The sequence below is a fragment of the Allobosea sp. OK403 genome, from assembly GCF_900113835.1.
Classification (GTDB): domain Bacteria; phylum Pseudomonadota; class Alphaproteobacteria; order Rhizobiales; family Beijerinckiaceae; genus Allobosea.
In genome coordinates this window covers 62,062-87,510 of the sequence record NZ_FOQV01000005.1, presented here as the reverse complement: position 1 = coordinate 87,510, position 25,449 = coordinate 62,062, and the positions used below count along the sequence as shown (strand labels likewise).

Here is a 25,449-nt window from a genome sequence, read left to right as displayed (position 1 = left end):
CGCCGCCTTCCCATATCACAGCTGGAGCCGGAAGCGCTCACGCCGCCAAGGAATTCACCGGCGCCGCGGCCTTGACCGCATCGTCGACATGGCCCTCGAAGCGCTTGAAGTTCTCGCGGAACATCCCGACCAGCCGCTTGGCCGTTTCGGCGAATTCGGCCTTATCCTGCCAGGTCTTGACGGGATAGAGGATGTGCGGCTCGACGCCGGGCACCGAGGTCGGCACCGCGAAGCCGAAATAGGGATCCCGGCGGAAATCGGCACGGTTGAGCGAGCCGTCCAGCGCCGAGGTCAGCAGGCGGCGGGTGACGCGGATCGGCATGCGCCGGCCGACGCCGTATTTGCCGCCGGTCCAGCCGGTGTTGACCAGCCAGCAATCGACATGGTGCTTGGCGATGAAATCGCGCAGCAGATTGGCGTACTCCGATGGATGGCGCGGCAGGAAGGGCGAACCGAAGCAGGTCGAGAATTCCGGCTCGACGCCGACAAGGCCGCGCTCGGTACCCGCGACCTTGGCGGTGTAGCCGGAGAGGAAGTGGTACATCGCCTCCGCCGGCGTCAGCTTGGCGATCGGCGGCATCACGCCGAAGGCGTCCGCCGTCAGCATGACGATGTTCTTCGGCACGCCGGCGCGGCCGGTGCGCGAGGCGTTCGGGATGAAGTCGAGCGGATAGGCCGAGCGGGTGTTCTCGGTCTTGCTCTGATCGTCGAAATCGACGACGCGGGTGAAGGGGTCGAGCACGACATTTTCCAGCACCGTGCCGAAACGCTGCGAGGCGGCGAAGATCTGCGGCTCGGCCTCGGCCGAGAGCTTGATCGTCTTGGCGTAGCAGCCCCCCTCGAAATTGAAGATGCCGTTCTTCGACCAGCCATGCTCGTCATCGCCGATCAAGGTGCGGTCGGGATCGGCCGAAAGCGTGGTCTTGCCGGTGCCGGACAGGCCGAAGAAGATCGCCGAATCGTCCTTGGAACCGACATTGGCCGAGCAGTGCATCGGCACGACGCCCTTGGCCGGCAGCGTGTAGTTCAGATAGGTGAAGACCGACTTCTTCATCTCGCCGGCATAGGCCGAGCCGCCGATCAGCACGATCTTGCGGCTGAAATCGATCGCGATCACGGTCTCGGAACGGCAGCCATGGCGCTTGGGATCGGCCTTGAAGCTCGGCAGGTCGACGATGGTCAGCTCCGGCACGTAGCCGGCGATCTCCTCGAACTCGGGGCGGATCAGGAGGTTGCGGATGAACAGCGAATGCCAGGCGAATTCGGTGAAGACGCGCGCCTTGACGCGATGCACCGGGTCGGCGCCGCCATAAAGGTCCTGCGCGAAGAGCTCCTTGCCCTCGGCATGCTTGAGGAAATCGCCCAGCAGCGCCTCGAAATGCTCCGGCGACATCGCGCCATTGTTCTCCCACCAGACCGTGCCTTCGGTCATGGCGTCGCGCACGACGAACTTGTCCTTGGGCGAGCGCCCGGTATGCGTGCCGGTGTCGGCGCAGAGCGCCCCACCTGCGGCCAGCCCGGCTTCGCCGCGCTTCAGGGCCTGCTCGTAGAGCTGCGGCGCCTGCAGGTTCCAGGACAGGGATTTCAGCTTGCGGAAGCCGAAGGTTTCGGCGCCGTGAGCTGCGTTGAACTGACCAATGGTTTCCACTGGATACTCCCGAGGCATGCCATTCAAGGCAAAAGCGCTGTTTTTAAAGATGCGCAACCACAGATCGTCGCGCAGACGAGGCAGGCTTTAAAATTTAAGTGGCAGGCTCTTTAGGCCCATGATGACGCCGGCTCAACCCGTCGAAAAGGCCTTCGGCCGAAGAAAATTCTTTAAATCGTTTAAAATAGCCCGAAGTGGCAAACTCGGTTCAAGCTTCGGCGCGGGCCTTTGCAGCAAGCTCCGCCAACATCTTTCGTAAACTCGCCGGGCCATCCACAGGCGCGGGAAATTCGAGCCGCAGCACGGCATCGCCGAGTGCGAGATCAAGCCCGTCCGGATCGAGCCCGGTCGCCCGCCAGGCCCCATCGCGCGCTCCCAGCAGCACCCGCGCATAGAGCTTGAGCGCCTCGGCATGGTCGGCGTTCATATGCGCGACCGCGCCCTCCTCGATCTCGGCCAGGGCCTGCGCCCGGGTCGGTTCGCTCAGGATATCCGCCGGCCCCAATTCATAGGCCTTGCCGAAACCGCCATTCAGGCTGGCAGCTTCGATACCCAGGGCAAAGAACGAGAAATCACCGAAATCGGCATAAAGTGCGGCCTTGGGCTGCCGCGCCAGGAAGCGGCGGCGGATGCGCAGGCCCTCCTCCGCCTCGCGGGCAATGCGCCGTGCCCTGAGCTTGAGCGTGATGCGGGCATGGGCCAGCGGATCGCCCTTACCGCCCGGCGCGATCAGGAGCGAGGCGCGCGGATCGGCGATCAGGTTGCCGGTATGGGCCGAAAGCGCCGAGATCAGGATCAGCGGCGTGCCGTCGCTGTCGGTGGCGAGGCTCGTCAGCGTGGCAGTCGGGTGGCCGTCCTGCCCCAAGGTCGCGAGCGAGCCGAAGCGCGCGCTACGCAAGAGATTTCGCGCCAATCCGCGCGCCGCCTCGTCGGTCGGCCTGATTGGATTGGTCGTTCGGGCAGGGTTCTCGCTCGGTTTGACCGGTTCGTTATTCGACCTGACGGGGTCTTGATTCGACCTGACGGGGTCTTCATTCCGCCTGACGGGGTCTTGCACCACGGAACCTCTTCGCCTCTCAGGCCTTATTCTGACGAAACGGTAGCGGAACTGTCACGCCATCGCTAGATTGCAGCCACGGTTTGGCCGCTCTCTCGCGAGAGTGGACCTATTTATTGCAACGCGGCCAAGAGACGTAAAACTTATGCCAACAATTGCGCTGGTCGACGACGACCGCAACATCCTAACTTCGGTGTCCATTGCGCTCGAAGCCGAGGGCTACCGGATCATGACCTATACCGACGGCGCCTCGGCGCTCGACGGGCTGAAGCAGAACCCACCGGACCTGGCGATCTTCGACATCAAGATGCCGCGCATGGACGGGATGGAGCTGCTGCGCCGGTTGCGCCAGAAGTCGGACCTGCCGGTGATCTTCCTGACCTCGAAGGACGAGGAGATCGACGAGCTCTTCGGGCTGAAGATGGGCGCGGACGACTTCATCCGCAAACCCTTCTCGCAGCGGCTCCTGGTCGAGCGCGTCAAGGCGATCCTGCGCCGCGCCGGCGCCAAGGATGTCGGCGCCCCTGCCCGCCCCGAGGATGCAAAGGCGCTGGAGCGCGGCCTGCTGCGCATGGACCCAGAGCGCCACACCTGCACCTGGAAGAACGAGCCGGTGACGCTGACCGTGACCGAGTTCCTGATCCTGCAATCGCTGGCGCAGCGCCCGGGCGTGGTGAAGAGCCGCAACGCCCTGATGGACGCGGCCTATGACGACGAGGTCTATGTCGACGACCGCACCATCGACAGCCACATCAAGCGCCTGCGCAAGAAGTTCAATCAGGTCGATGTCGATTTCGACATGATCGAGACCTTGTATGGCGTCGGTTATCGCTTCAAGGAAAGCTGAGCATCGGGGGACGGGTTTTTCAGTCCTGGTCCCGGGGCGCCGTGAAGCGGCGTCTTCGCCGATGCGCCACTTCGCAGCGGCAACGCTCACTGAACCGTCCCTCGCGGTGCGTTTTCCCGAAACGCTCTTCAGGGTAAAGGCTTTGGGCTAGGCTGCTCAGGAAAAGCAGGGCGCTTGAGGCCTATGGCGACGGTCGAAGACGAACGCAGGATTGTGATCCGCACGCAGCGCTTCGCGCCCATGCTGCGCAAGCGTCTGGCCGTGTTCGGCCGGCGCAGCCTGCGCGCCATCTCCTCGCGTGCCGCCTCCAGCCTGACGCGGCGCATCGTCGTTCTCAACCTGGCAGGGCTCGTCGCGCTGCTGCTCGGCTTCCTCTATCTCAACCAGTTCCGCGAGGGGCTGATCGAATCGCGGGTGCAGAGCCTGCTGACGCAAGGCGAGATCATCGCCGGCGCGATCTCGGCTTCGGCGACAGTCGAGACCGACACCATCACCATCGACCCCGACAAGCTGCTCCAATTGCAGGCCGGCGAGAGCGCCGGCATCGCCGAGGACCCGCTCGATTTCTCGATCAACCCCGAAAAGGTCGCCCCGCTGCTGCGGCGGCTGGTGACGCCGACCAAGACGCGGGCGCGGGTCTACGACAAGGACGGGCTGCTGACGCTGGATTCGCGCAATCTCTATTCGCGCGGCGACGTGCTCCGGCTCGATCTGCCACGCGTCGGCGAGCCCGACGAGCCGCCCTTGCTGGAGCGCACCTGGAATATGCTGCGCAATCGGCTCGGCCGGGCCGACGTTCCGACCTATGACGATTTCGAGAACGCCAACGGCAAGTCCTATCCCGAGGTGGCGCGCGCGCTGAACGGCACCCCGGCCAGCGTCGTGCGCGTCAACACGCGCGGGCAGACCATCGTCTCCGTCGCCGTGCCGGTGCAGCGCTTCCGTGCGCTGAAGGGCGTGCTGCTGCTCTCGACACAGGGCGGCGACATCGACGCCATCATCGCCTCCGAGCGCTACGCGATCCTCCAGGTCTTCACCGTGGCCGCCGGCGTGATGATCGTGCTCTCAGTGCTGCTCGCCGGCACCATCGCGGAGCCGATCCGCAAGCTCGCCGAGGCAGCGCAGCGCGTCCGCAAGGGCGTCAAATCACGCGAGCAGATCCCCGATTTCGCCGGCCGACATGACGAGATCGGCCATCTCTCGGGCTCGCTGCGGGAGATGACCAAGGCGCTCTACAGCCGGATCGAGGCGATCGAGAGTTTTGCCGCCGATGTCGCCCATGAACTGAAGAATCCGCTGACCTCGCTGCGCAGCGCCGTCGAGACGCTGCCGCGCGCCAAATCCAGCGAGTCGCGTGGCCGGCTGCTCGCGGTGATCCAGCATGATGTCCGCCGGCTCGACCGCCTGATCTCGGATATTTCCGACGCCTCTCGGCTCGACGCCGAACTCGCCCGCAACGACGCCGCCCCGGTCGATATCGGGCAGGTCCTCGATGCCGTCGTCTCCGTGCAGAACGAGACCCGCCATGAGGCGCGCGCCGGCATCGAGCTCAAGACCGAGCGGCGCGGCCAGCGGCCGGGCGGGCGCGACGGCTTCCTGGTGATGGGACATGATTCACGGCTGGGCCAGGTTCTGGTCAACCTGATCGACAATGCCCGCTCCTTCTCGCCGCCCGACAAGCCGGTGCGTGTCACGCTGTCGCGCGAAGGGGCCGACGTGCTGATCACCGTCGAGGATGACGGCCCCGGCATCGAGCCGCACGCGCTGGAGCGCGTTTTCGAGCGCTTCTACACCGACCGGCCCAATGAGGGCTTCGGCCAGAATTCAGGCCTGGGTCTTTCGATCTCGCGCCAGATCGTCGAGGCTCATCGCGGCTCGATCCGGGCCGAGAACCGCCTCGGCCCGGCTGATGGGGACGGCGAACAGCCGCGCATCGGCGCCCGCTTCATCGTCCGGCTGCCGGCCGTGCCGCTGGCGGCCTGAAGCAGATGAGCGCGACGAGCGAGCAAGCAGGCCGCATCCATGCCAGCACCATCGCGATCGGCGAAGCCGGCATTCTCATCCGCGGCCCCTCAGGTTCGGGCAAATCGACGCTGGCGCTGGCGCTGATTGCGACCGCGACGCAAGCGGGATCCTTCGCCAGGCTGGTGGCCGATGATCGCACCGAGATCGCCAGCCAAGCCGGGCGCCTGCTCGCCCGCCCGATCGCGCCGCTGGAAGGGCTCATCGAGCGGCGCGGGCTCGGCCTGACGCCGGAGCCCCATCTGCCGGCGGTCCAGGTCCGGCTGATCGTCGATCTGCTCGCGGAGGAGCCGGCGCGCATGCCCGAACCGGAGGATCTGGTCGACCGTCTGGCGGGCATCGACCTGCCGCGCCTCAGGTTGGCAGGCCGCCCCGGCGACGAAAGGCTGGTCCTGGCAGCCCTAAAATTGTTTCTGGATCAGCCTTAAGTCGGGATTTCGACAAGTTTTAAGCGCACCGGCTTGCGCATATCTCGCACCTGCCGCATAAACCGCGACCTTGTCCGGGCGCCACGCGCGCTCTCCAGGCGCCATAGTGAATGATCGGACTCGTCCTCGTGACGCATGGGCATTTGGCGACGGAATTCCGCGCCGCGCTCGAACATGTCGTCGGCCCCCAGAAAAACCTCGCCACCATCGCCATCGCCCCCGATGACGACATGGAGGGTCGACGCCGCGACATCATCGCAGCCGTCGAAGAGGTCGAAACCGGCCGGGGCGTCATCGTGCTGACCGACATGTTCGGCGGCACGCCCTCGAATCTCGCCATCTCGGTGATGGAGCCCGGCCGCATCGACGTCGTCGCCGGCGTCAACCTGCCGATGCTGATCAAGCTCGCCAGCGTGCGCGAGGAAAAGAGCCTCGACGAGGCCGTGACCAGCGCGCAGGATGCCGGACGGAAATACATCACCGTCGCCAGCCGCGTTCTGGCTGGCAAATAGGCGCTGACCAGATGAAGACGAGCAGTCAGGTGGATGAGCGGCAAGACGACGAGGATTGCGATTGCCCCGAGCCCGTGATCCCGGCCGGTGCGCTCTATTGCGAGCTGCCGATCGTCAACAAGAAGGGGCTACACGCCCGTGCCACGGCGAAATTCGTGCAATGCGCCTCGAATTTCGACGCCGACATCACCGTGACCCGCTGCGGCGAGACGGTTGGTGCGACCTCGATCATGGGTATCCTGACGCTGGGAGCCGGCATCGGCTCGACCATCACCGTGGTGGCGAAGGGGCGCGAGGCGAAAGAGGCGCTGCAGGCGCTGGAAGCGCTGGTCGCCGACAAGTTCGGCGAGGGCGAGTAGTTCGCCATCAACCGATCGGACATGCCTGGGCCGATCCAGGCATCGTCATCGCGCGCAGGACATTCGCCAGCACGCGCGTCGCCTGCATGAAATCAGCGATCTCCATGGCCTCGGCCGGGTTGTGGCTGCCCTTGTCGTTGCGCACGAAGAGCATCGCGGCGGGAATGCCGGCATCGGCGAAATCCTGGGCGTCATGGCCGCCGCCGCTCGCCATGGTCAGGAACGGGATCGACAATCCGCTCGCGCTGGCCTGAAGCGCCGCGACCAGCCCGGCATCCATCAAGGCGGGCGTCGCCCGGTCGACCGGGTCGAGCCCGAAGGAGACGCCGCGCCGGGCCTCGATGTCACGAGCGCTCGCGCGCAGAAAAGCTTCCATGCCGTCGAGCACCGCCACGTCCTGGCTGCGGATGTCGATCGCGAAATCGACCTGGCCCGGCACCTTGGTGATCGAGTGCAATTCCGCCTCGGTCGAGAATTTACCGACCGTGACCACGAGATCGTCTCCCGCTGCACGGCGGCGGCTCCACTCGCTGTCCAGCGCCATCACCAGATCGGCCGTCGCGAAGACGGCGTCCTGGCGGTACTCATGCGGAACAGCCCCCGAATGCGAGTAGGCGCCGAGTGCCCTGGCAGTGCGGGCGCGATAGGCGCCGCGGATGCCGGTGACGATGCCGACGGGAAGCGCGCGCTTCTCCAGAATCGGCCCCTGCTCGATATGCAGTTCGACATAGCCCGCGATATCGGCGGGGTTCAGGATCGGTGGCCCGGCCTCGATGCGGGCCGCATCGAAACCGGCCTCGTTCATCATCGCGCGCAGCGAACGGCCGGTCGCGACATGGGTGGCGCTATCGAGTTCGCCCTCCCAGAGCAGGCCAAGCGCGGCGCGGCTGCCGAAATGGCCGCCATGGCGCCCGACGAACCAGGCGCTGCTCTCCTCCGCCCTGAACGCCATCAGGACGATGTCGCAATCCGGCTGGAGTCCGGCGTCGATCATCGCCGCGACCGCGACCAATCCGGCGATGACCCCGGCCGCTCCGTCGAAATTGCCGCCCTGGCGCACTGAGTCCAGATGCGAACCGGTGATCCAGGCCGGGCGCTCCGGATGCCTGCCGGCGAACCGCGCCGACAGATTGCCCGCAGCGTCGACCGAGACGGCAAGGCCCAGTCCACGCGCCAGATCGGCGATCAGATCATGCGCTGCCTGTTCGCCCGCCATGTAGGAGGTTCGGGTCACACCCGGCCCGTCGAGGCTCCGGGCGCGCAGGGCATCAAAGGTCGAGACGGTGAAGGCCTCGCGGGCGATGACGGCGGCGTCGAGCAAGGGGTGGAGCTGAAAGGCTGCGGCGTTGGCGGACAAGGCTGTCTCCGAAGTGGCGTTGCAGGCGTCGTGCAGAATCTGGCGCCATCCCTGCTGTCTCCTCCTAGCCCAGCAAAGCTCCGGCCAACAGGATCCGCTCTGCGTCGCCGACTCTCGTCCTCGAACAGATCAAGGACATAAAGACATCTTTATATCTTTGATTGCGCTCCGCCGCGCGCGCTGCTAAAGACCCGCCCGTCATTCTAGAACCAGCAGTGGAGCAGCCCCGTGTCGAAGACCGATTACATCGTCAAGGACATCAGCCTCGCGGAATACGGCCGCAAGGAAATCAACATGGCCCAGGACGAGATGCCGGGCCTGATGGCGATCCGCGCCGAGCACAAGGGCAAGTTCCCGCTCAAGGGCGCGCGCATCGCCGGCTGCCTGCACATGACGATCCAGACCGCCGTGCTGATCGAGACGCTGACCGAGCTCGGCGCCGATGTGCGCTGGTCGTCCTGCAACATCTTCTCGACCCAGGACCATGCCGCCGCCGCGATCGCCGCGACCGGCGTGCCGGTCTTCGCCATCAAGGGCGAGACGCTGGAAGAGTATTGGGAATACGTCCTCAAGACCGCGACCTGGGGCGATGGCGGCACGCCCAACATGATCCTGGACGATGGCGGCGACCTGACCATGCTGATCATCCTCGGCGCCGAGGCCGAAGCCGGCAAGGCCGAGTTCCTGGACAAGCCGGGCAATGAGGAAGAGACGATCTTCTTCAAGCTGATCAAGCGCGAGCTCAAGGCCAATCCGGGCTGGTTCACCAAGACGCGTGCCGCGATCAAGGGCGTCTCGGAAGAGACCACCACCGGCGTGCACCGCCTCTACGAGCTGGCCAAGGCCGGCCGGATGCCGTTCCCGGCGATCAACGTCAACGACTCCGTCACCAAGTCGAAATTCGACAACCTCTATGGCTGCCGCGAGTCGCTGGTCGACGCCATCCGCCGCGGCACCGACGTGATGATGTCAGGCAAGGTCGCGGTCGTCTGCGGCTATGGCGACGTCGGCAAGGGCTCGTCCGCCTCGCTGCGCCAGGCCGGCTGCCGCGTGCTCGTCACCGAAATCGACCCGATCTGCGCGCTGCAGGCGGCGATGGAGGGCTACGAGGTCGTCACCATGGAGGCCGCCGCCCCGCGCGCCGACATCTTCGTGACCGCCACCGGCAATCTCGACGTGATCACCGTCGACCATATGCGCGCGATGAAGCACCGCGCCATCGTCTGCAATATCGGCCATTTCGACTCCGAGATTCAGGTCGCCGGCCTGAAGAACTTCAAATGGGACAACGTCAAGCCGCAGGTCGACGAGGTCGAGTTCCCCGACGGCAAGCGCATCATCCTGCTCTCGGAAGGCCGCCTGGTGAACCTCGGCAACGCGACCGGGCACCCCTCCTTCGTGATGTCCTGCTCGTTCTCGAACCAGACGCTGGCCCAGGTCGAGCTCTGGAACCATCACGCCAAATACGAGAACAAGGTCTACACCCTGCCCAAGCACCTCGACGAGAAGGTCGCGGCGCTGCATCTGGCCAAGGTCGGAGCCAAGCTCACCGTGCTCAACGACGCCCAGGCCAAGTATCTCGGCCTGGCGCCGACCGGCCCGTTCAAGCCGGAACTCTACCGCTACTGACAGTCGGTATCGGCAAAATCTGATCAGGCCCGGCGCAATCGCCGGGCCTTTTTCTTTTCCGGAACAGGTGCGAGTCTCGCAAAATATACTACTAATAGTAACTCGGCGCGATCTGCCACCTACTGATTGACGGTCACTGGAAATCTGTGGCGCGATTTCGAAATTCGCCCGATTTACCATCCATTAAGCACTTCCTGCCGGAGTCTACGGACGATTAGAGTGGGGCTGATTCGGGCCCGCCCCTTTGCATGGGCCGGATCGACACTCTGATGTGGTTGGCGTGGTGGCAGGCGTTGCGTCGGGTCCAGGAGGACGGCGTAGCGACCGGCCTCAAGCCCGATTCTTAAGCGTGCTTGGGTGGCCAGGCAGGCTACCCGCCGCCTTCAACGATAACGGACGCAGGATGAGACGGTCGAGGCGACAGAAACGAAGCGGCGGCGGTTGGCGCAGCCACGCGGTTCTTCCCGGCCTCGCCGCCGCGCAGGCGCCGACCGCGACATTCGCCCAGGCCGACTGGCTCGCGCCGCTGCACACGGAGACGCTGAGCACGGGGAGCCTGTCGCTGCTGCTCATCGGCCTCACCGTCTTCGCCGCGACGACCTCGCTGATCTATGTGCGCGAACGGGGACGCTGGCACCGCCGCGAAACCGAGATGGCGGGCGAGCTCGAGGCCGCGCGGGGCCATCAGGACCGCCTTGCCGCCTTGCTCGCCGCCGACCCGCAGGTCGTGGTCAGCTGGAGCGGGCGCGACGCCCAGCCGATCTTCGAAGGCGACAGCGGCTTCCTCGGCGCGCCGGGCGCGACACTGGCGCTGGCCTATGGCGCCTGGGCGCCCCCGGTCGATGCCAAGAAACTGGAGCTCGCCACGGATGCGCTGAAAGAGCGCGGCGAGGCCTTCGGCTTCACGCTGCGCGCCAAGACCGGTCCCTATATCGATGTCGAGGGCCGTCCCGTCGCCGGGCGCGCGGTGATCCGCTTCCGCGAGGTCACCGGCGAACGTGCACAGGTCATGACCTTGCGCGGCGACCTGGAACGCCTCTCTTCCGATCATTCCGCCCTGATCGCCTTATTGGCGGGCCTGCAGCAGCCGGCCTGGACGCGCGCAGCCGACGGACGCCTGACCTGGTGCAATGCCGCCTATGCGCGCGCCGTGGAGGCGACCGACGGCCCCGAGGCGACCAAGAGCGGCCTCGAGCTGCTCGACCGGGGCGAGCGCGAAGCTGCGGCCAAGGCTAGGCGCGAGGGGCGCATCTTCTCGGTGCGGGCGCCGGCCGTCGTCGCCGGGCAACGCCGGACGCTCGACATCCTCGAATTGCCGACGCCTGTGGGTTTTGCCGGCATTGCCACCGATATGAGCGAGTTGGAGGCTGTGCGGACCGATCTGCAGCGCCAGATGGACGCCCATGTGCGCACGCTCGACCGTTTGAAGACAGCGGTCGCGGTGTTCGACGCCACGCAGCATCTGGTCTACCGCAACTCCGGTTTCGACACGCTCTGGTCACTCGATGCCAACTTCCTCGACGGCCAGCCGAGCGACAGCGAGATCCTCGACCGGCTCCGGGCCGAGCGCCGCCTGCCCGAGCTCGGCGATTACCGCAGCTGGAAAGCCAGCGTGCAGGCCGCCTATACCGCGACGCGCGCCATCGAGGATTGGTGGTATCTGCCCGACGGGCGCACCATCCATGTCGTCGCGAGCCCCAATCCGCGCGGCGGCGTGACCTATCTGCTCGACGACGTGACCGAGCGCTTCACGCTGGAATCGCGCTTCAACGCACTGTCCCGGACCCAGCGCGAGACGCTGGATTCGCTGCGCGAGGGCGTCGCCGTGTTCGGCTCGGACGGGCGGCTCAAGCTCTCCAACCCGGCCTTCGCCCAGGCTTGGCGGATTCAGCCCGACATTGCCGGCGCCGCACCCCATATCGACGAGATCGTCAGGCTGTGCCGGCCGCTCTTTCCGCAGGACGAGGTCTGGAGCGAGCTGCACAGCGTCATCACCGGCGTGCGCGACGCGCGCGAGGATTATGGCTGCCGGATGGAGCGGCGCGACGGCTCAGTGCTCGACTGCGCCGCGGCGCCGCTGCCGGACGGTGCGACCCTGATCACCTTTGCCGACGTGACCGCGAGCGTGAATGTCGAACGCGCCCTGACCGAGAAGAACGAAGCGCTGGAGAAGGTCTCTCGCCTGCGCGAGGACTTCGTCCACCACGTCTCCTATGAGCTGCGCTCGCCATTGACCAACATCATCGGCTTCGCCCAGTTGCTGGGAACGGAGGCGATCGGCGCGCTGAACGAGAAGCAGCGCGACTACACCTCCCATATCGTGCGCTCCTCGGGCGCGCTGCTTGCGATCATCAACGACATCCTGGATCTCGCCACGATCGATAACGGCGCGCTGACGCTGGAGCTGAACGAGGTCGATGTCGCCGCGACCATCGCCGAGGCGGCGGCGGGGCTGCACGACCGATTGACCGACAGCAAGATGAAGCTGCAGGTCGAGATCGCGCCGCAGACCGGGCCGTTGCGCGCCGACGGCAAGCGGCTGCGCCAGGTGCTGTTCAACCTGATCTCGAATGCGATCGGCTTCTCCTCGCCGGGTCAGACCATCACGGTCAGCGCAACGCGCAGCGGCGGCCATGTCCGGATCACCGTCAGCGATCAGGGCCGCGGCATCCCCGCCGAGGTGAAGGAGAAGGTGTTCGACCGCTTCGAGAGCCATTCGCTCGGCTCCAACCATCGCGGCGTCGGCCTGGGCCTCTCGATCGTGCGCTCGATCGTCGAACTGCATGGCGGACGCGTCGAACTCGATTCGGCGCCCGGGCGCGGCACGCAGGTGACCGCGGTGTTCCCGTCCGAGGGCCTGCCGCTTTCGGATGCGGCTGAATGAGCGAGGAGTTGGCGAAAAGCGGCGCGCATCGGCTCCTGCTGGCCGATGAGGCGGCGACCGCGCGGCTGGCGGCCGATCTCGCCGCCATCCTGAAGCCGGGCGACATCGTCGCGCTGTCGGGCCATCTCGGCGCCGGGAAATCGGCATTGGCGCGGGCGATCCTGCGCGAGCTCGCAGGCGACCCGGCTCTGGAAGCACCGAGCCCGACCTTCACCCTGGTGCAGAGCTACGACACGCCGCGCGGCCCCGTGCTCCATGCCGATCTCTACCGCGTCCGTTCGCCCGACGAGCTCGACGATATCGGGCTGATCGAGGATCTCGAGCGCATCGTCACCCTGGTCGAGTGGCCAGACCGGGCCGGCACGCGGCTGCCCGCCGGACGCCGGCTCGACATCGTGCTCGACGTCGATCCGGGAAACCCCGAGACGGGCCGCATCGCGACGCTTGCCGGCGGCGTGCTCTGGCGGCAGCGGCTCAGCATCGCGATCGCCACGCGGCATATGCTCGACGATGCCGGCTGGGGCGAGGCGCAGCGCGACTTCATGCAAGGCGACGCCTCCAGCCGCGCCTATGAGCGCCTGACGCGCAGCAATGGCGAGAGCGCGATCCTGATGATCTCGCCGCCGCGTCCGGACGGCCCCGCCATCCGGCAAGGCAAGCCCTACAGTGCCATCGCGCATCTGGCCGAGACCATCGACGCCTTCGTGGCGATGGATCGCGGCCTGCATTCGCTCGGCTATTCCGCGCCGGAAATCCTGGCCCAGGATCTCTCGACCGGGCTGCTGCTGATCGAGGATCTCGGTGAGGAAGGCGTGCTCGACGCCGACGGCCCGGTGCCAGAGCGCTACGAGGCAGCGGCCCGGCTGCTCGCCGATTTGCACCGCCATACCTTGCCGACGATCCTGCCTGTCACCGAGGGCCGCGACCATGTCGTGCCCGATTACGACCGCGGCGCGCTGGCGATCGAGACCGAGCTGATCCTGGAATGGTATGCGCCCCATATCGCCGGCGTGACGCTGCCGGCGGTGACGCAGGCCGAGTTCGGGCGGATCTGGAGCCGGCTCTTCGACGAGATCCTGGAAGCGCCCTCGACCTGGACCTTGCGGGATTTCCATTCGCCCAACCTGATCTGGCTGCCGAAGCGCCAGGGGCTTGCCCAGCTCGGATTGATCGATTTCCAGGACGCGGTGCTCGGGCACCCGGCCTACGACCTCGTCTCATTGGGCCAGGATGCGCGCGTCGACGTGCCCGCCGCCCTGGAACTGCGGCTGCTCGCGGCCTATGGCGCGGCGCGGCGCGGCGACGACCCGGCTTTCGACCTCGCCGGCTTCGCCCGCGCCTATGCGATCCTCGGCGCGCAGCGCAACACCAAGATCGCCGGCATCTTCGCGCGGCTCGACCGGCGCGACGGCAAGCCGGCCTATCTCGAGCACCTCCCGCGCATCGAAGCCTATCTGCGCCGCAATCTCGAGCATCCCGCGCTCGAAGAGCTCAAGGGCTGGTATCAGGCGCATCTGCCGAAGCTGTTTGCGGTCGGGTGATCTCCCCATAGTGCTGCAAGGCATCCGTCTCATACCCGCGACGTCATCCCGGACAAGCGGCGAAGCCGCGCTGATCCGGGACCCATGCCTGAACCGTTCCGGCATGGGTCCCGGGTCTCCCTGCGGTCGCCCGGGACGACCGACGCGGGCGTCTGATAAGCTTACTCAATCCAAGGAGATTCGCGTGACGGAAGCCGCATCGCCACCAATCCGCCGGGCCATGGTTCTGGCGGCCGGGCTGGGCCAGCGCATGCGGCCGATCACCGATACGCTGCCCAAGCCGCTGGTCAGGATCGGCGGCAAGGCGATGCTCGATCATGCGCTCGACCGGCTGGCCGAGGCCGGGGTCGAGGAGGTGGTGGTCAATGTGCACCACCTCGCCGGGCAGATCGAGATGCATGTCGCCGGGCGGACAAGCCCCCGGATCGTGATCTCCGATGAGCGCGCCGCGCTGCTGGAGACGGGGGGCGGCACCAAAAAAGCGCTGCCGCTGCTCGGCGACGGGCCGTTCTTCAGCGTCAATTCGGATACGCTCTGGAGCGAGACCGGCATCTCCAATCTCGCGGTGATGGCGCAGGCCTGGGATCCGGCCCGCATGGACATGCTGCTTCTCCTGGCCCGGCGCGAGACCAGCGTCGGCTTCACAGGAGCCGGAGATTTCTTCAGCGACGATGCCGGGCGTCTGACCCGGCGCGGCCAGGCTGCGAGCGCTCCTTATATCTTCGCGGGCGTCTCCGTGTTGACGCCTGCTTTCTTCGCCGGGACGCCGGACGGGTCGTTTTCGCTCAATCTGCTGTTCGACCGCGCCAGCGCCACGAGCCGGCTCTTCGGCCATGTGCTGGAAGGGCAATGGCTGCATATCGGCGCACCACATGAAATCGCGCCCGCCGAGGCCGCCCTAGCGGCGGCGCAGGCGCTCGATGCCTGAACTCAACCTCTTCAGCATTCCCGCCGGTGCACCCTTCCTGGAGGTGCTGGCGCAGGCGATGCTGGATGGCCGCTTCGGCAGGATCCACGACCCCGACGATCCCGCCGCGATGGCGCGCGCGACGCTCTATCTGCCGACGCGCCGGGCCGCGCGCGCCTTCGCCGCCAGCCTTTCGGACAAGCTCGGCGGCCAGCCGCTGCTGCTGCCGCGGATCGTGCCGCTCGGCGATGTCGACGAAGCCGAGACCGCCCTGATCGGCGCCGGCGCCTGGACGGATGAGCGCGTCGCGCCGATCGATCCGCTGGTCAGGCGCATGCTCTTGACGCGGCTGGTCGACGCCTGGGGCAAATCAGCCAATCGCAGCCATCTCAAGCTCGATCCGTCCGAGCCCTCGCTCGTCCCCGCCACGCTCGCCGAAGCTTACGGGCTTGCCGGCGACCTCGCCGCGCTGCTCGACCAGTTGCAGACCGAGGGCGTGCCAGTCGAGCGGCTGCGGACACTGGATGCAACGCGCTTCGACAAGATCTGGCAGCTCAACGCCAGTTTCCTGGCGATCCTGGGCGAGGCCTGGCCGGCGATCCTGGCCGAGCGCGACGCCTGCGACCCGGCCGCTTTCCGCAACGCCATGCTGGCGGCGGAGCGGGAGCGATTGCTCGCGGGCGGCGCGACGGGGCCGATCATCGCCGCAGGCTCGACCGGCACGATCCCGGCGACGGCGCGACTGCTCGCGGCCATCGCGCGCCTGCCCAACGGCGCGGTCGTGCTGCCGGGCCTCGATCTCGCCTTGCCGGAAAGAGCCTGGAGCGCGATCGAAACCGAGCCCGCACCGTCGCATCCGCAGGCGGCGCTGCGTCATCTCATGCAGTTTCTCGAAGCCACCCGCGCCGATGTCCGCTCCCTGGCCGAGCCCGACGCCTGCCGCGCGAGCCGGGAGCTCCTGCTGCGCGAGGCCTTGCTGCCGGCCTCCGTGACCGAGGCCTGGGCCGATCTGGCCGAGCGCGTCAGCGTTGCGAGCTCCGAAGCCGGTTTTCGCGATCTGCGCATCGTCGAGGCCTCGGCCGAGCGCGAGGAGGCGCTGGCTGTCGCGATCGCCCTGCGCGAGACGCTCGAGGAACCGGGCCGGCAGGCGGCTTTGATCACGCCCGATCGCGGGCTGGCCGAGCGTGTCGGCGTCGAGCTGCGGCGCTGGGGCATCGATATCGACGATTCCGCCGGCTTGCCGCTGGCGCGCTGGCCGGCCGGCGCGCTGCTGCGATTGATCCTGGAGGCCGCTTTGACGCAGGCGAACCCGGCGAGCCTGGTCGCCCTGCTGGCGCATCCGCTCTGCCGGTTGGGGCTAACGCCCGAGGCCGTCGCGCGTGGAGCGGCTGCGCTGGAGATCGGTAGTTGGCGCGGCGTCTCGGTGGCCAAGGGGCTGGACGGTCTGCGCCTCGCCCTGGCCGACCTGGCGGGACTCAAGCTGGAACCGCACGCGCCGGGCCCGCGCCGGCGGCTCAAGCCCGAGGACCAGGCCGCCGCCGCTCAGCTTCTCGATACGCTTTGTGCCGCGCTCGGCCCGCTGATCGATGCCTTGCAGGCGCCGGACGCCTCGCTTGCCACCACCACTGCCGTGGCACGATCCGCGATCGAGGCGTTTGCCCGCGACCCGGACGGAAACACGCTCGCCTTCACGGGCGCGGATGGCGAGGCGCTGGCCGGGCTCTTCGACGATCTCACTGGTGCGGAAGCCGACATGCCCGCAGGCGGGCGGGCCCAGGATTTCATCGCGATCCTCGACGGGCTGCTGGCCGAGCGCGTGGTCAGGCGGGCGGGCGGCGGCCATCCGCGTGTCAAAATCTGGGGCCTGCTCGAAGCCCGCCTGCTCGAAGCCGACCATATCGTGCTCGGCGGGCTGAACGAGCTGGTCTGGCCGCCGGAAACGAAGACGGATTCCTTCATCAACCGGCCGATGCGGACCGAGCTCAAGCTGTCGCAGCCGGAGCGGAGGATCGGCCAGACCGCGCATGACTTCGTGCAGGCGCTGATGGCAAGGCAGGTGACGCTGACCCGGGCGCGCAAGGCCGGCGAATCCGAGACCATCGCCTCGCGCTTCTGGCTGCGGCTGAAAGCGGTGACCCCGCCACCGCTCTGGAGCCAGGCGAGCGCGGGCGGCAACCGATTGATCGCTCTGGCCGACCGGCTCAGCGCGCCCGCAGCGGCGCGGCCGACGGGACGGCCCGCGCCGAAGCCGGCGCGGCATCTCCAACCGCTCTCGCTCAGCGTCACCGATGTCGAGACGCTCTATCGCGACCCCTATCAGATTCATGCCCGCAAGATCCTGAAGCTCGACGCGCTCGACCCCTTGATTGAGGACCCGACAGCCGCCGATCGCGGCAGCCTGCTGCACGACATCGTCGCGACCTTCGCGCAGACCTATCCCGAGCAATTGCCGGCCGATGCGCTCGGCCGCCTGATCGCCATCGGGGACCGGCTGTTCGAGGATTTCGCCGAGACCCCGGAAGTGCGCGCCTTCTGGTGGCCGCGCTTCCTGCTCACGGCGGGCCATTTCATCGCCTGGGAGGAGAGGCGGCGCGGGACATTGGCGCGCGTCGCCGTCGAACGCGGCACGGGCTTCGCCTTTACGCTCACTGATGGCGCCGAACTGCGATTGAGCGGCCGGGCCGATCGCATCGAGGTGACGCATGAGCCCAAGCTCAGGATCATCGACTTCAAGACCGGCGCGCCGCCGAGCAAGGCGCAGGTCGAGAAGGGGTTTGCACCGCAATTGACGCTGGAAGCGGAGCTCGCGGCCCGCGCCGGCTTCCGCGACCTGATCGGCCCGACGCCGGTCGAGGCGCTGCTCTACCTCAAGCTGCATCATGATCCGAAGGCCTGGGCCAAGGACAAGCCGCTCGATTTCGACGGTGAGCCCTTGGCCGATGTCGCCTCGCGCCATCTCGAGCGCCTGCTGCAGCATCTCGACGCGCTCCGCAGCGGGCGCGAAGCCTTCGTCTCGCGGCGCGCTCCCGACTACATCAAATATGCCAGCCCCTATGACCAGCTCGCCCGCGTCAAGGAATGGTCTGCCGCCTCCAGCGAGGATGAGGGAGGCGAGGCATGAGGTCGCAACCCCAGATTCCGCCGCTGACCCAGCAAAGGCAGGCGCTCGCCGCAAACCCTCGCCTCAGCGCCTGGGTCTCGGCCAATGCCGGCTCGGGCAAGACCTATGTGCTGGTCAACCGCGTGCTGCGACTGCTGCTCGACGGCGTCGAGCCCGGCCGCATGCTCTGCATCACCTATACCAAGGCGGCCGCCGCCAATATGGCGAACCGCATCTTCAAGGCGCTTTCGGAATGGGCGACCATGCCCGACGACGGCCTGACGGAGCTGCTCACGGCGCTGACCGGGAAAGCCTCCTCCCCGGACCAGCGCGCAACGGCCCGGCGGCTCTTCGCGCAGGCGCTGGAGACGCCGGGCGGCCTGAAGATCGAGACCATTCACGCCTTCTGCACGCGGGTGCTGCAATCAGCCCCCTTCGAGGCGAATGTGCCGCCGCGCTTCGAGGTTGCGGATGATCTGGCCCAGGCCGAGATGCTGCGCGATGCGCGGCGCGCCTTGCTGACGCTGGTCGCTGCCGATCCGGAAGGCGCCGAGGCCAAGGCGCTCGACCTGCTCGCCCGGCAGGCGGCGCAGGACACATTCGATGCGATGATGCAGGAGGCGCTGCGCCAGCGCGCCTTGTTCAGCGATGCGCAAGGCCGGGCACGAGACGCCGGCCAGATGCGCAACGGCATGGCGGCCTTCCTGCGGATCGCGCCCGATCTGACCGCCGAGGAGGTGCAGGCCTCCTTCCGCCGGACGCTCGCCGGGATGGGCGGGCTGCCGCGCCTGATCGCCGCTCTGGACGCAGGCAGCGCCACGCGGCAGCTTTTCGCCACGAATCTGCGCGCGCTGCTCGCCGGACAAGGCGACGGCGACCCGGTCGCCCAATGCCGGCGCGGCTTCATCACCGAGGCCGGCAGCATCAACGCCAATATCCGCGGTAAGGGTAAATCCGAATTCGAGCCGGATCTGCTCTCGGTGCTGGAAAGCCTTGCAGCCGGCGTGCTCGCAGCGAGCGACCAGCTCAACGCCATCGCCATTCGCGACCGCAGCCATGCCTTGGCGCTGCTGGTGACGCGGATGCTCGCCTCCTATCAGCGCCTGAAAAGCGAGCGCTCGCTGCTCGACTATGACGACCTGATCGCCAAGACGCGCTCGCTACTCTCCCGCGTCGAGGCGAGCTGGGTGCTCTACAAGCTCGACGCCGGCATCGACCACATCCTGCTCGACGAGGCGCAGGACACCAGCGAGGCGCAATGGGCGATCCTGGGCAAGCTCGCCGAGGAGTTCAGCGCCGGCCTCGGCGCAAGCGAGGACGCGCTCAAGCCGCGCACGGTCTTCGTCGTCGGCGACGAGAAGCAGTCGATCTACGGTTTCCAGGGCGCAATGCCGAAGGCTTTTGGCGACGAGCGCCAGCGGCTTGGCCGACGCATCGAGGAGGCAGGGCAGCGTTTCGAGCCGGTCAGCCTCAACACCTCCTTCCGTTCGACCAGCGACATCATGCAAGCCGTCGATGCGGTCTTCGCCGCGCCCGACCATGCCCGCGGCCTCGTCTTCGACGGCGCAATGCGACCCGAGACACATGACACGGTGCGCCGCAACGACCCCGGCTGCGTCGATCTCTGGCCGCTCTGCGCCAACGACCAGGGCGAGCCGCCCGACGCCTGGACGACACCGGTCGACGCGGCCGAGCGGCGCAGCGGCATCGTCAAGCTGGCCTCCCGCATCGCCGGCGTGCTCGGCCGCTGGAGCCGGGCCGGGCAGGACGATCTCGGCCACCCCTTCGCGCCCGGCGACGTGATGATCCTGCTGCGCCAGCGCGGGGCGCTGTTCGAGACGATCGTCAAGGCGCTGAAGGACGAGGGCGTGCCCGTCACGGGCCGCGACCGCCTGACGCTCGCCGACCACCCGGCGGTCGAGGATCTGATCGTGCTCGGGCGGACGCTGCTGCTGCCCGATGACGATCTCACGCTCGCGACCGCATTGAAGACGCCGTTGATCGGGCTCGACGACGACGATCTGCTGCGCCTGGCGCCCGAGCGTGCCGGTTCGCTGCGCGAGGCGCTGCGAGAGGCCGGCGCCAACGAGCCGCGTTATGCGGCGGTCGAGCGCAAGCTGGCTGCTCTGGCGGAAGAGGCCGGGCGCTCCGGGCCGTTCCGCTTCTTCGCCGGGCTGCTCGGCCCGGGCGGCGGGCGCAATCTCGCTTTGGCGCATCTGGGAGCCGAGGCGGGCGACGCGCTCGACGCCTTCCTCAACGCGGCGCTCGACCATGAGCGCCGCCATGGCCCTTCGCTCGCCGGTTTCCTGCAGCATATTTCCGGCACCGCGGCCGATGTGAAGCGCGACCTCTCCGCCAGCGCCGGCGAGGTTCGCGTCATGACCGTGCACGGTGCCAAGGGGCTGGAGGCGAAGATCGTCATCCTGGCCGACCTCGCGCCAGAACCCGGCGCCAAGCGTTTGCCCAAGATCCTCGCCGTCGACCCGCCACGCGGCCTGCCCGTGCCGCTCTGGCCGCCGGCAGGTGCGGAGGATGCGGAAGCGACGCGGGCCGCCAAGGCGCTGGTCGTGCAGCAGATGGTCGAGGAGCATCACCGCCTGCTTTATGTCGCGCTGACCCGGGCAGAGGACCGCCTGATCGTCTGCGGGGCACAGCCCAAGGGTGAAGCGCCCGAGGGCAGCTGGTATGCGATGGTCGCAGCCGGGCTCGCCGCCTCCGAACAGGGCCTGCAGGACATAGCCGCGCCCGACGGCCAGGGCATGATCCAACGTTTCCGCGTTTCCGTGCCGCGCGCTGCCGAGCCTGCCAAAGCGCTGGACGCGCCTGGCGCGATCGAGATCCCCGCCTGGTTCGACCGCCTCGCACCGCGTGAGCACGAGCCCGCTCCACCCTTGAAGCCCTCGAGCGCGCTCGCTGCCGCCGACGGCGCTGAGCGGCCGGGCGACGGCCCCTTCCTTGCCCAGGCTGCGAGCGCCGGCCGGTTGGCGCATCTGCTGCTGCAGATATTGCCCGAAGTCGAAGCTGCACGGCGCGAGGCCGCCGCGCAGGCGCTGGCGGCGACGCGCGGCGGCGGCCTGCCGACAGAGCGGCGTGCGCGGATCGTCACGGCGGCGCTTGCCTTGCTGCGCGAGCCGGCGCTGGCCGCGCTTTTCGCCGAGGGCTCGCTCGCCGAAGTGCCGGTCACTGGGGCGATCGCGCTGGCGGATGGTTCCCGGCGGGCGGTATCAGGCCAGATAGACCGGCTGGCCGTGACGCAGGATGAAGTCCTGATCGCCGATTTCAAGACCACGGCGCGGCCCCCCGCGAATGCGGCCGCGATCCCGCCCACGACGCTGGCGCAGCTTGCGGTCTATCGCGCGCTTGTCGGGGCGATCTATCCCGGCCGCCATGTGCGGGCGCTGGCGATCTACACCGCGACGCTGACGACGCTCGAGCCGGAAGCCCACGATCTCGACGCCGTCTTGGCGCAAATGGCAGACTTGGCGAAAACGGAAGACTTGGCGAAAACGGAAGACCTGGCGAAAACGGAAGACCTGGCGAAAATGGCAGGTTAGCCTTGCTTCAAGGGCCTGTGACCGTGCCTTGACCCGGGCCGTGCGCATTCATAGCTTCACCGCGAATGCAGCGCTGCTGCCAAACAGATTGTGAAAGGCGACCAAGCCATGGCGACGACCAAAGTGACCGATGCGAGCTTCGAGGCTGATGTCCTGAAGTCCTCCGAGCCGGTCGTGGTGGATTTCTGGGCGGAATGGTGCGGTCCCTGCCGCATGATCGGCCCGGCGCTCGAGGAAATCGCCGGCGAGATGAACGGCAAGGTCAAGATCGTGAAGATGAACGTCGATGAGAACCAGGCGATCCCCGCCCAGTTCGGCATCCGTTCGATTCCGACCCTGATGCTGTTCAAGGACGGCAAGCTGGCCTCGCAGAAGGTCGGCGCTGCCCCCAAGAGCGACTTGTCGCGCTGGATCGCCGGCTCCGTCTGAGCGTTTCGCCCGATCCAATAAAAGAAGCCCGCCTTTCCCCAGGGGAAGGCGGGCTTCTTTCGTTGCGCTCGATCGCGTCGCATACGGACAGCATCGCCCGAATGCGACGCGATCGATTCTAGAGCATTTCCGCGTTTCTCCGAATCGCGGAAATGCTCTAGCTCCTTGTTTTAACGCGTTTTCTTCACGCGAACCGGTGTCCACTTCGCTCGAAAACGCTCTAAAAGCGGAGAGTGTTGCTCTTGCGAATAACCGGTACCCACTTTTTCGCGCAATGCTCTCGTGGTCGAGGCTCGCTCGATCAGGCCTTGCTGCGGCTATCGACCCCCCAGGCGCCGGCACCGGCGACGAAGAGATAGAGGAAGATGAAGCAGTAGAGGATCGCGGCGTCGCCGCCATTCATGACCGGGTAGAAGCTCCGGGGTGCGTGCATCATCCAGTAGGCATAGGCCATCTCGCCCGCGAGGATGAAGGCGACGGGGCGGGTCAGGAAGCCGACCAGCATCAGCAGGCCGCCAAAAGTCTCGAGGATCGCGCCGAACCAGAACAGCGTGAAGGCGGCCGGAAGGCCGCTGGCCGGCGCCACGGGGAAGCCGATCAGTTTCTGCGTGCCATGAGCGATGAAGATCAACGCCGTGACAATGCGCAGCAATCCGAGCATCTGGGGCGAATAGCGCTGGAGGGAATTGAGGGCCTGCATATATCTCTCTTTCTGTGCAACTTGCGATTTCGACACAAATCTTCGTCGACTCGCGGAGAATCGATCGAGGCATCACCACCCAAGGGTTTATTTTGCGCTTGATAGGCAGATTGTCGCAGGCGGCGCAATATTCTCCGCGCGGCGATACAGGCTTGCATGATTGCAACATCTTCACGTTCACGTGACGCTGCAACGCATCCTCGCCAGCCCCAGGCTTAACCGCCCCTTAAAAGCGCCATGTTTCACTCCTGTTTGACGCGAGGGCAGCTTCACCTTTTTGAGAATGTGCCGACAGGCTTGAACGGGGCGGAATGAACGACAAGGCGAGACGGGGCGAACGGCGCGAGCCGTCATTCGAACGCGGACGCGACGAAAGCCGCGACGATTTCGACATGCGTCTGTCCGACGACGATCGCCCTGGGCGCGGCAACCGCGCACCCGCCCGTTCTGACGAGCGGCGCGAAGCCCCGCGACGCGACAAGCGCAGCGGTGGCGGCAATGGCGGCGGCCGGCGGCGCAAGCGCAAGGGCCGCTCGCTGCTCGGCGGCCTGTTCTACTGGACCATGGTACTCGGCCTCTGGTGCGCCATCGGGCTGGGCGGGCTGATCGCCTATCACGCCGCGCAATTGCCGCCGATCAACCAGCTCACCGTACCGAAGCGGCCGCCAAATATCGCGATCCTCGCCGCCGACGGCACATTGCTCGCCAATCGCGGCGAGACCGGCGGGCGCACCATCACCATCGGCGAGGTGCCGCCCTATTTGCCCAAGGCCTTCGTGGCGATCGAGGACCGGCGCTTCTACGAGCATTTCGGCATCGACCCGGTCGGCCTGGCGCGCGCCATGGTCAATAATCTGCGCCGGCGCGGTGGCGTACAAGGCGGTTCGACGCTGACGCAGCAGCTCGCCAAGAACCTGTTCCTGACTCAGGAGCGCACCGCCGCGCGCAAGATCCAGGAGGCGATCCTGGCGCTGTGGCTGGAGCGGACCTACTCCAAGAACCAGATTCTCGAACTCTACCTCAACCGCGTCTATTTCGGTTCGGGCGCCTATGGCGTCGAGGCCGCGGCGCAGCGCTATTTCAACAAATCGGCGCGCTCGGTGACGATCGCGGAGGCTGCGATGCTGGCTGGCCTCGTGCAGGCGCCCTCGCGGCTCGCGCCCAACCGCAATCCAGACGCCGCCGAGAAGCGGGCGCAGCTCGTGATCGCGGCGATGGCCGATCAGGGCTTCATCTCGCAGTCGGCCGCCAAGACGGCGCTGACAGCGCCTGCCGAGGTGCCGGAACGCAGCGGCGCCGGGTCGGTGAATTATGCGGCCGATTATGTGATGGACGTGCTCGACGACTTCATTGGGGGGGTCGAAGGCGACGTCACCGTGCTGACGACGATCGACACCAAGCTGCAGGCCTCGGCCGAAACGACGCTGGTCGAGGCGCTGGCGGCGCAAGGCGGCAAGCTCAATGTCAGCCAGGGCGCGGTCGTCTCGATGGCGCCGGACGGCGCGCTGCGGGCGCTGATCGGCGGACGCGACTACACCAAGAGCCAGTTCAACCGCGCCACCGCCGCCAAGCGCCAGCCAGGTTCGTCCTTCAAGCCCTTCGTCTATCTGACCGCGCTGGAGCAAGGCCTGACGCCGGACACGATCCGCGACGATTCACCGGTCTCGATCAAGGGCTGGGAGCCGGAGAACTATTCCCGGAGCTATCGCGGCCCGGTGACGCTGCAGACCGCCTTCGCCCATTCGCTCAACACCATCGCTGCCCGGCTCATCCAGGAGGTGACGCCGAAGGAGGTGGTTCGCACGGCGCAGCGCCTCGGCATCTCGTCCAGCCTGCAGCCCAATCTCTCGCTGGCGCTGGGCACCTCCGAGGTCACGCCGGTGGAGTTGACGACGGCCTATGCCACCTTCGCCAATGGCGGGCAGTCGGTGCTGCCCTATGTCATCCGCGAGGTGAAATCGTCTTCCGGCAAGGTGATCTATGCCCGCAAGGGCTCAGGTTTCGGCACTGTGGTGCAGCCGCAGACGCTCTCGATGATGAACACCATGTTCCACGAGGTCATGCTCAGCGGCACCGGCGCCAAGGTCAACATTCCCGGCTGGGAGGTCGGCGGCAAATCGGGCACCACGCAGGATTTCCGCGACGCCTGGTTCGTCGGCTTCACCGCCCGCCTCGTCACCGCCGTCTGGCTCGGCAATGACGACAACAGCCAGATGAAGCGGGTCGCCGGCGGCGGGTTGCCGGCCGATATCTGGGGCAAGTACATGAAGGCCGCCCATGCCGGCATGCAGCCTGCGCCCCTGCCGGGCGGGCTCTGGCGCAGCGGGCCGAAATCGATCTTCGACAATGGCGCGCCGGTCGCGGCCGCCCGCCCGCCGGCCAACACGCAGACGGCCGACAGCGAACGCAGCTGGGTGCCGCCGGCGCCGCAGGAGAAGAACCTGCTGCAGAAGCTGTTTGGCGGCTGACGCTCGG

17 protein-coding genes are annotated in these 25,449 nt (G+C 67.1%); 13 read left to right on the top strand and 4 right to left on the bottom strand.

Annotation, left to right across the window (positions count from 1 at the left end; genetic code table 11):
- Nucleotides 1–37: 37 nt before the first annotated feature.
- The gene (locus BMZ97_RS18365; protein ID WP_092172719.1) at nucleotides 38–1,648 is read right to left on the bottom strand and encodes a phosphoenolpyruvate carboxykinase; all 1,611 of its coding nucleotides are present in this window, start codon (nucleotides 1,646–1,648) and stop codon (nucleotides 38–40) included.
- 208 nt (nucleotides 1,649–1,856) lie between these two features.
- Entirely contained in the window at nucleotides 1,857–2,591 is a 735-nt protein-coding gene (locus BMZ97_RS18360) for a HugZ family pyridoxamine 5'-phosphate oxidase (protein ID WP_092173298.1), read from the bottom strand.
- A 259-nt stretch (nucleotides 2,592–2,850) separates the two neighbouring features.
- On the opposite strand from BMZ97_RS18360, the gene BMZ97_RS18355 reads away from it, so the two are divergent.
- The 5 genes from BMZ97_RS18355 to BMZ97_RS18335 all read left to right on the top strand — a co-directional run bounded on the left by BMZ97_RS18355 (nucleotide 2,851) and on the right by BMZ97_RS18335 (nucleotide 6,873).
- Nucleotides 2,851–3,552, top strand: a complete 702-nt coding sequence (locus tag BMZ97_RS18355) for a response regulator transcription factor (RefSeq protein WP_069689160.1) — start codon at nucleotides 2,851–2,853, stop codon at nucleotides 3,550–3,552.
- Between the two features lie 240 nt (nucleotides 3,553–3,792).
- A complete protein-coding gene (locus BMZ97_RS18350; protein ID WP_244546497.1) occupies nucleotides 3,793–5,535 on the top strand; it encodes a sensor histidine kinase in 1,743 nt (580 codons plus the stop codon).
- A gap of 5 nt (nucleotides 5,536–5,540) precedes the next feature.
- Nucleotides 5,541–6,002, top strand: coding sequence for an HPr kinase/phosphorylase (locus BMZ97_RS18345; RefSeq protein ID WP_092172713.1), 462 nt, complete (start codon nucleotides 5,541–5,543; stop codon nucleotides 6,000–6,002).
- 110 nt (nucleotides 6,003–6,112) lie between these two features.
- Nucleotides 6,113–6,514, top strand: coding sequence for a PTS sugar transporter subunit IIA (locus tag BMZ97_RS18340; RefSeq protein ID WP_069689157.1), 402 nt, complete (start codon nucleotides 6,113–6,115; stop codon nucleotides 6,512–6,514).
- Between the two features lie 11 nt (nucleotides 6,515–6,525).
- On the top strand, nucleotides 6,526–6,873 hold the full coding sequence (locus tag BMZ97_RS18335; protein WP_092172710.1) for an HPr family phosphocarrier protein: 348 nt from the start codon (nucleotides 6,526–6,528) through the stop codon (nucleotides 6,871–6,873).
- 7 nt (nucleotides 6,874–6,880) lie between these two features.
- Here BMZ97_RS18335 and BMZ97_RS18330 read toward each other — a convergent pair whose 3' ends face one another.
- Nucleotides 6,881–8,230 (bottom strand): Zn-dependent hydrolase, encoded by a 1,350-nt coding sequence (locus BMZ97_RS18330; protein ID WP_210188285.1) that lies wholly within the window; start codon nucleotides 8,228–8,230, stop codon nucleotides 6,881–6,883.
- A 228-nt stretch (nucleotides 8,231–8,458) separates the two neighbouring features.
- Here BMZ97_RS18330 and ahcY point away from each other — a divergent pair, with 228 nt between their 5' ends.
- The 7 genes from ahcY (at nucleotide 8,459) to trxA (ending at nucleotide 22,274) form a co-directional block, all read left to right on the top strand.
- Nucleotides 8,459–9,859, top strand: a complete 1,401-nt coding sequence (gene ahcY, locus BMZ97_RS18325) for an adenosylhomocysteinase (protein WP_092172707.1) — start codon at nucleotides 8,459–8,461, stop codon at nucleotides 9,857–9,859.
- 403 nt (nucleotides 9,860–10,262) lie between these two features.
- Nucleotides 10,263–12,743 (top strand): sensor histidine kinase, encoded by a 2,481-nt coding sequence (locus BMZ97_RS18320; protein ID WP_092172704.1) that lies wholly within the window; start codon nucleotides 10,263–10,265, stop codon nucleotides 12,741–12,743.
- Nucleotides 12,740–14,284 (top strand): tRNA (adenosine(37)-N6)-threonylcarbamoyltransferase complex ATPase subunit type 1 TsaE, encoded by a 1,545-nt coding sequence (tsaE, locus tag BMZ97_RS18315; RefSeq protein ID WP_092172701.1) that lies wholly within the window; start codon nucleotides 12,740–12,742, stop codon nucleotides 14,282–14,284. Before BMZ97_RS18320 ends, tsaE begins: the two co-directional genes overlap by 4 nt.
- Nucleotides 14,285–14,468: 184 nt before the next feature.
- Nucleotides 14,469–15,212, top strand: coding sequence for a nucleotidyltransferase family protein (locus BMZ97_RS18310; protein WP_244546481.1), 744 nt, complete (start codon nucleotides 14,469–14,471; stop codon nucleotides 15,210–15,212).
- Nucleotides 15,205–18,312: a double-strand break repair protein AddB gene (gene addB, locus BMZ97_RS18305; protein WP_092172694.1), complete on the top strand. Its 3,108-nt coding sequence runs from the start codon at nucleotides 15,205–15,207 to the stop codon at nucleotides 18,310–18,312. Before BMZ97_RS18310 ends, addB begins: the two co-directional genes overlap by 8 nt.
- Nucleotides 18,309–21,845, top strand: coding sequence for a double-strand break repair helicase AddA (addA, locus tag BMZ97_RS18300; protein WP_092172691.1), 3,537 nt, complete (start codon nucleotides 18,309–18,311; stop codon nucleotides 21,843–21,845). The genes addB and addA overlap by 4 nt, the downstream gene beginning before the upstream one ends.
- 108 nt (nucleotides 21,846–21,953) lie before the next feature.
- A complete protein-coding gene (gene trxA, locus BMZ97_RS18295) occupies nucleotides 21,954–22,274 on the top strand; it encodes a thioredoxin (protein WP_069689150.1) in 321 nt (106 codons plus the stop codon).
- Nucleotides 22,275–22,575: 301 nt separating this feature from the next.
- Here trxA and BMZ97_RS18290 read toward each other — a convergent pair whose 3' ends face one another.
- Nucleotides 22,576–22,974, bottom strand: a complete 399-nt coding sequence (locus BMZ97_RS18290) for a DoxX family protein (RefSeq protein WP_092172688.1) — start codon at nucleotides 22,972–22,974, stop codon at nucleotides 22,576–22,578.
- A 392-nt stretch (nucleotides 22,975–23,366) separates the two neighbouring features.
- Here BMZ97_RS18290 and BMZ97_RS18285 point away from each other — a divergent pair, with 392 nt between their 5' ends.
- A complete protein-coding gene (locus tag BMZ97_RS18285) occupies nucleotides 23,367–25,442 on the top strand; it encodes a transglycosylase domain-containing protein (RefSeq protein WP_092173292.1) in 2,076 nt (691 codons plus the stop codon).
- Nucleotides 25,443–25,449: the final 7 nt, after the last annotated feature.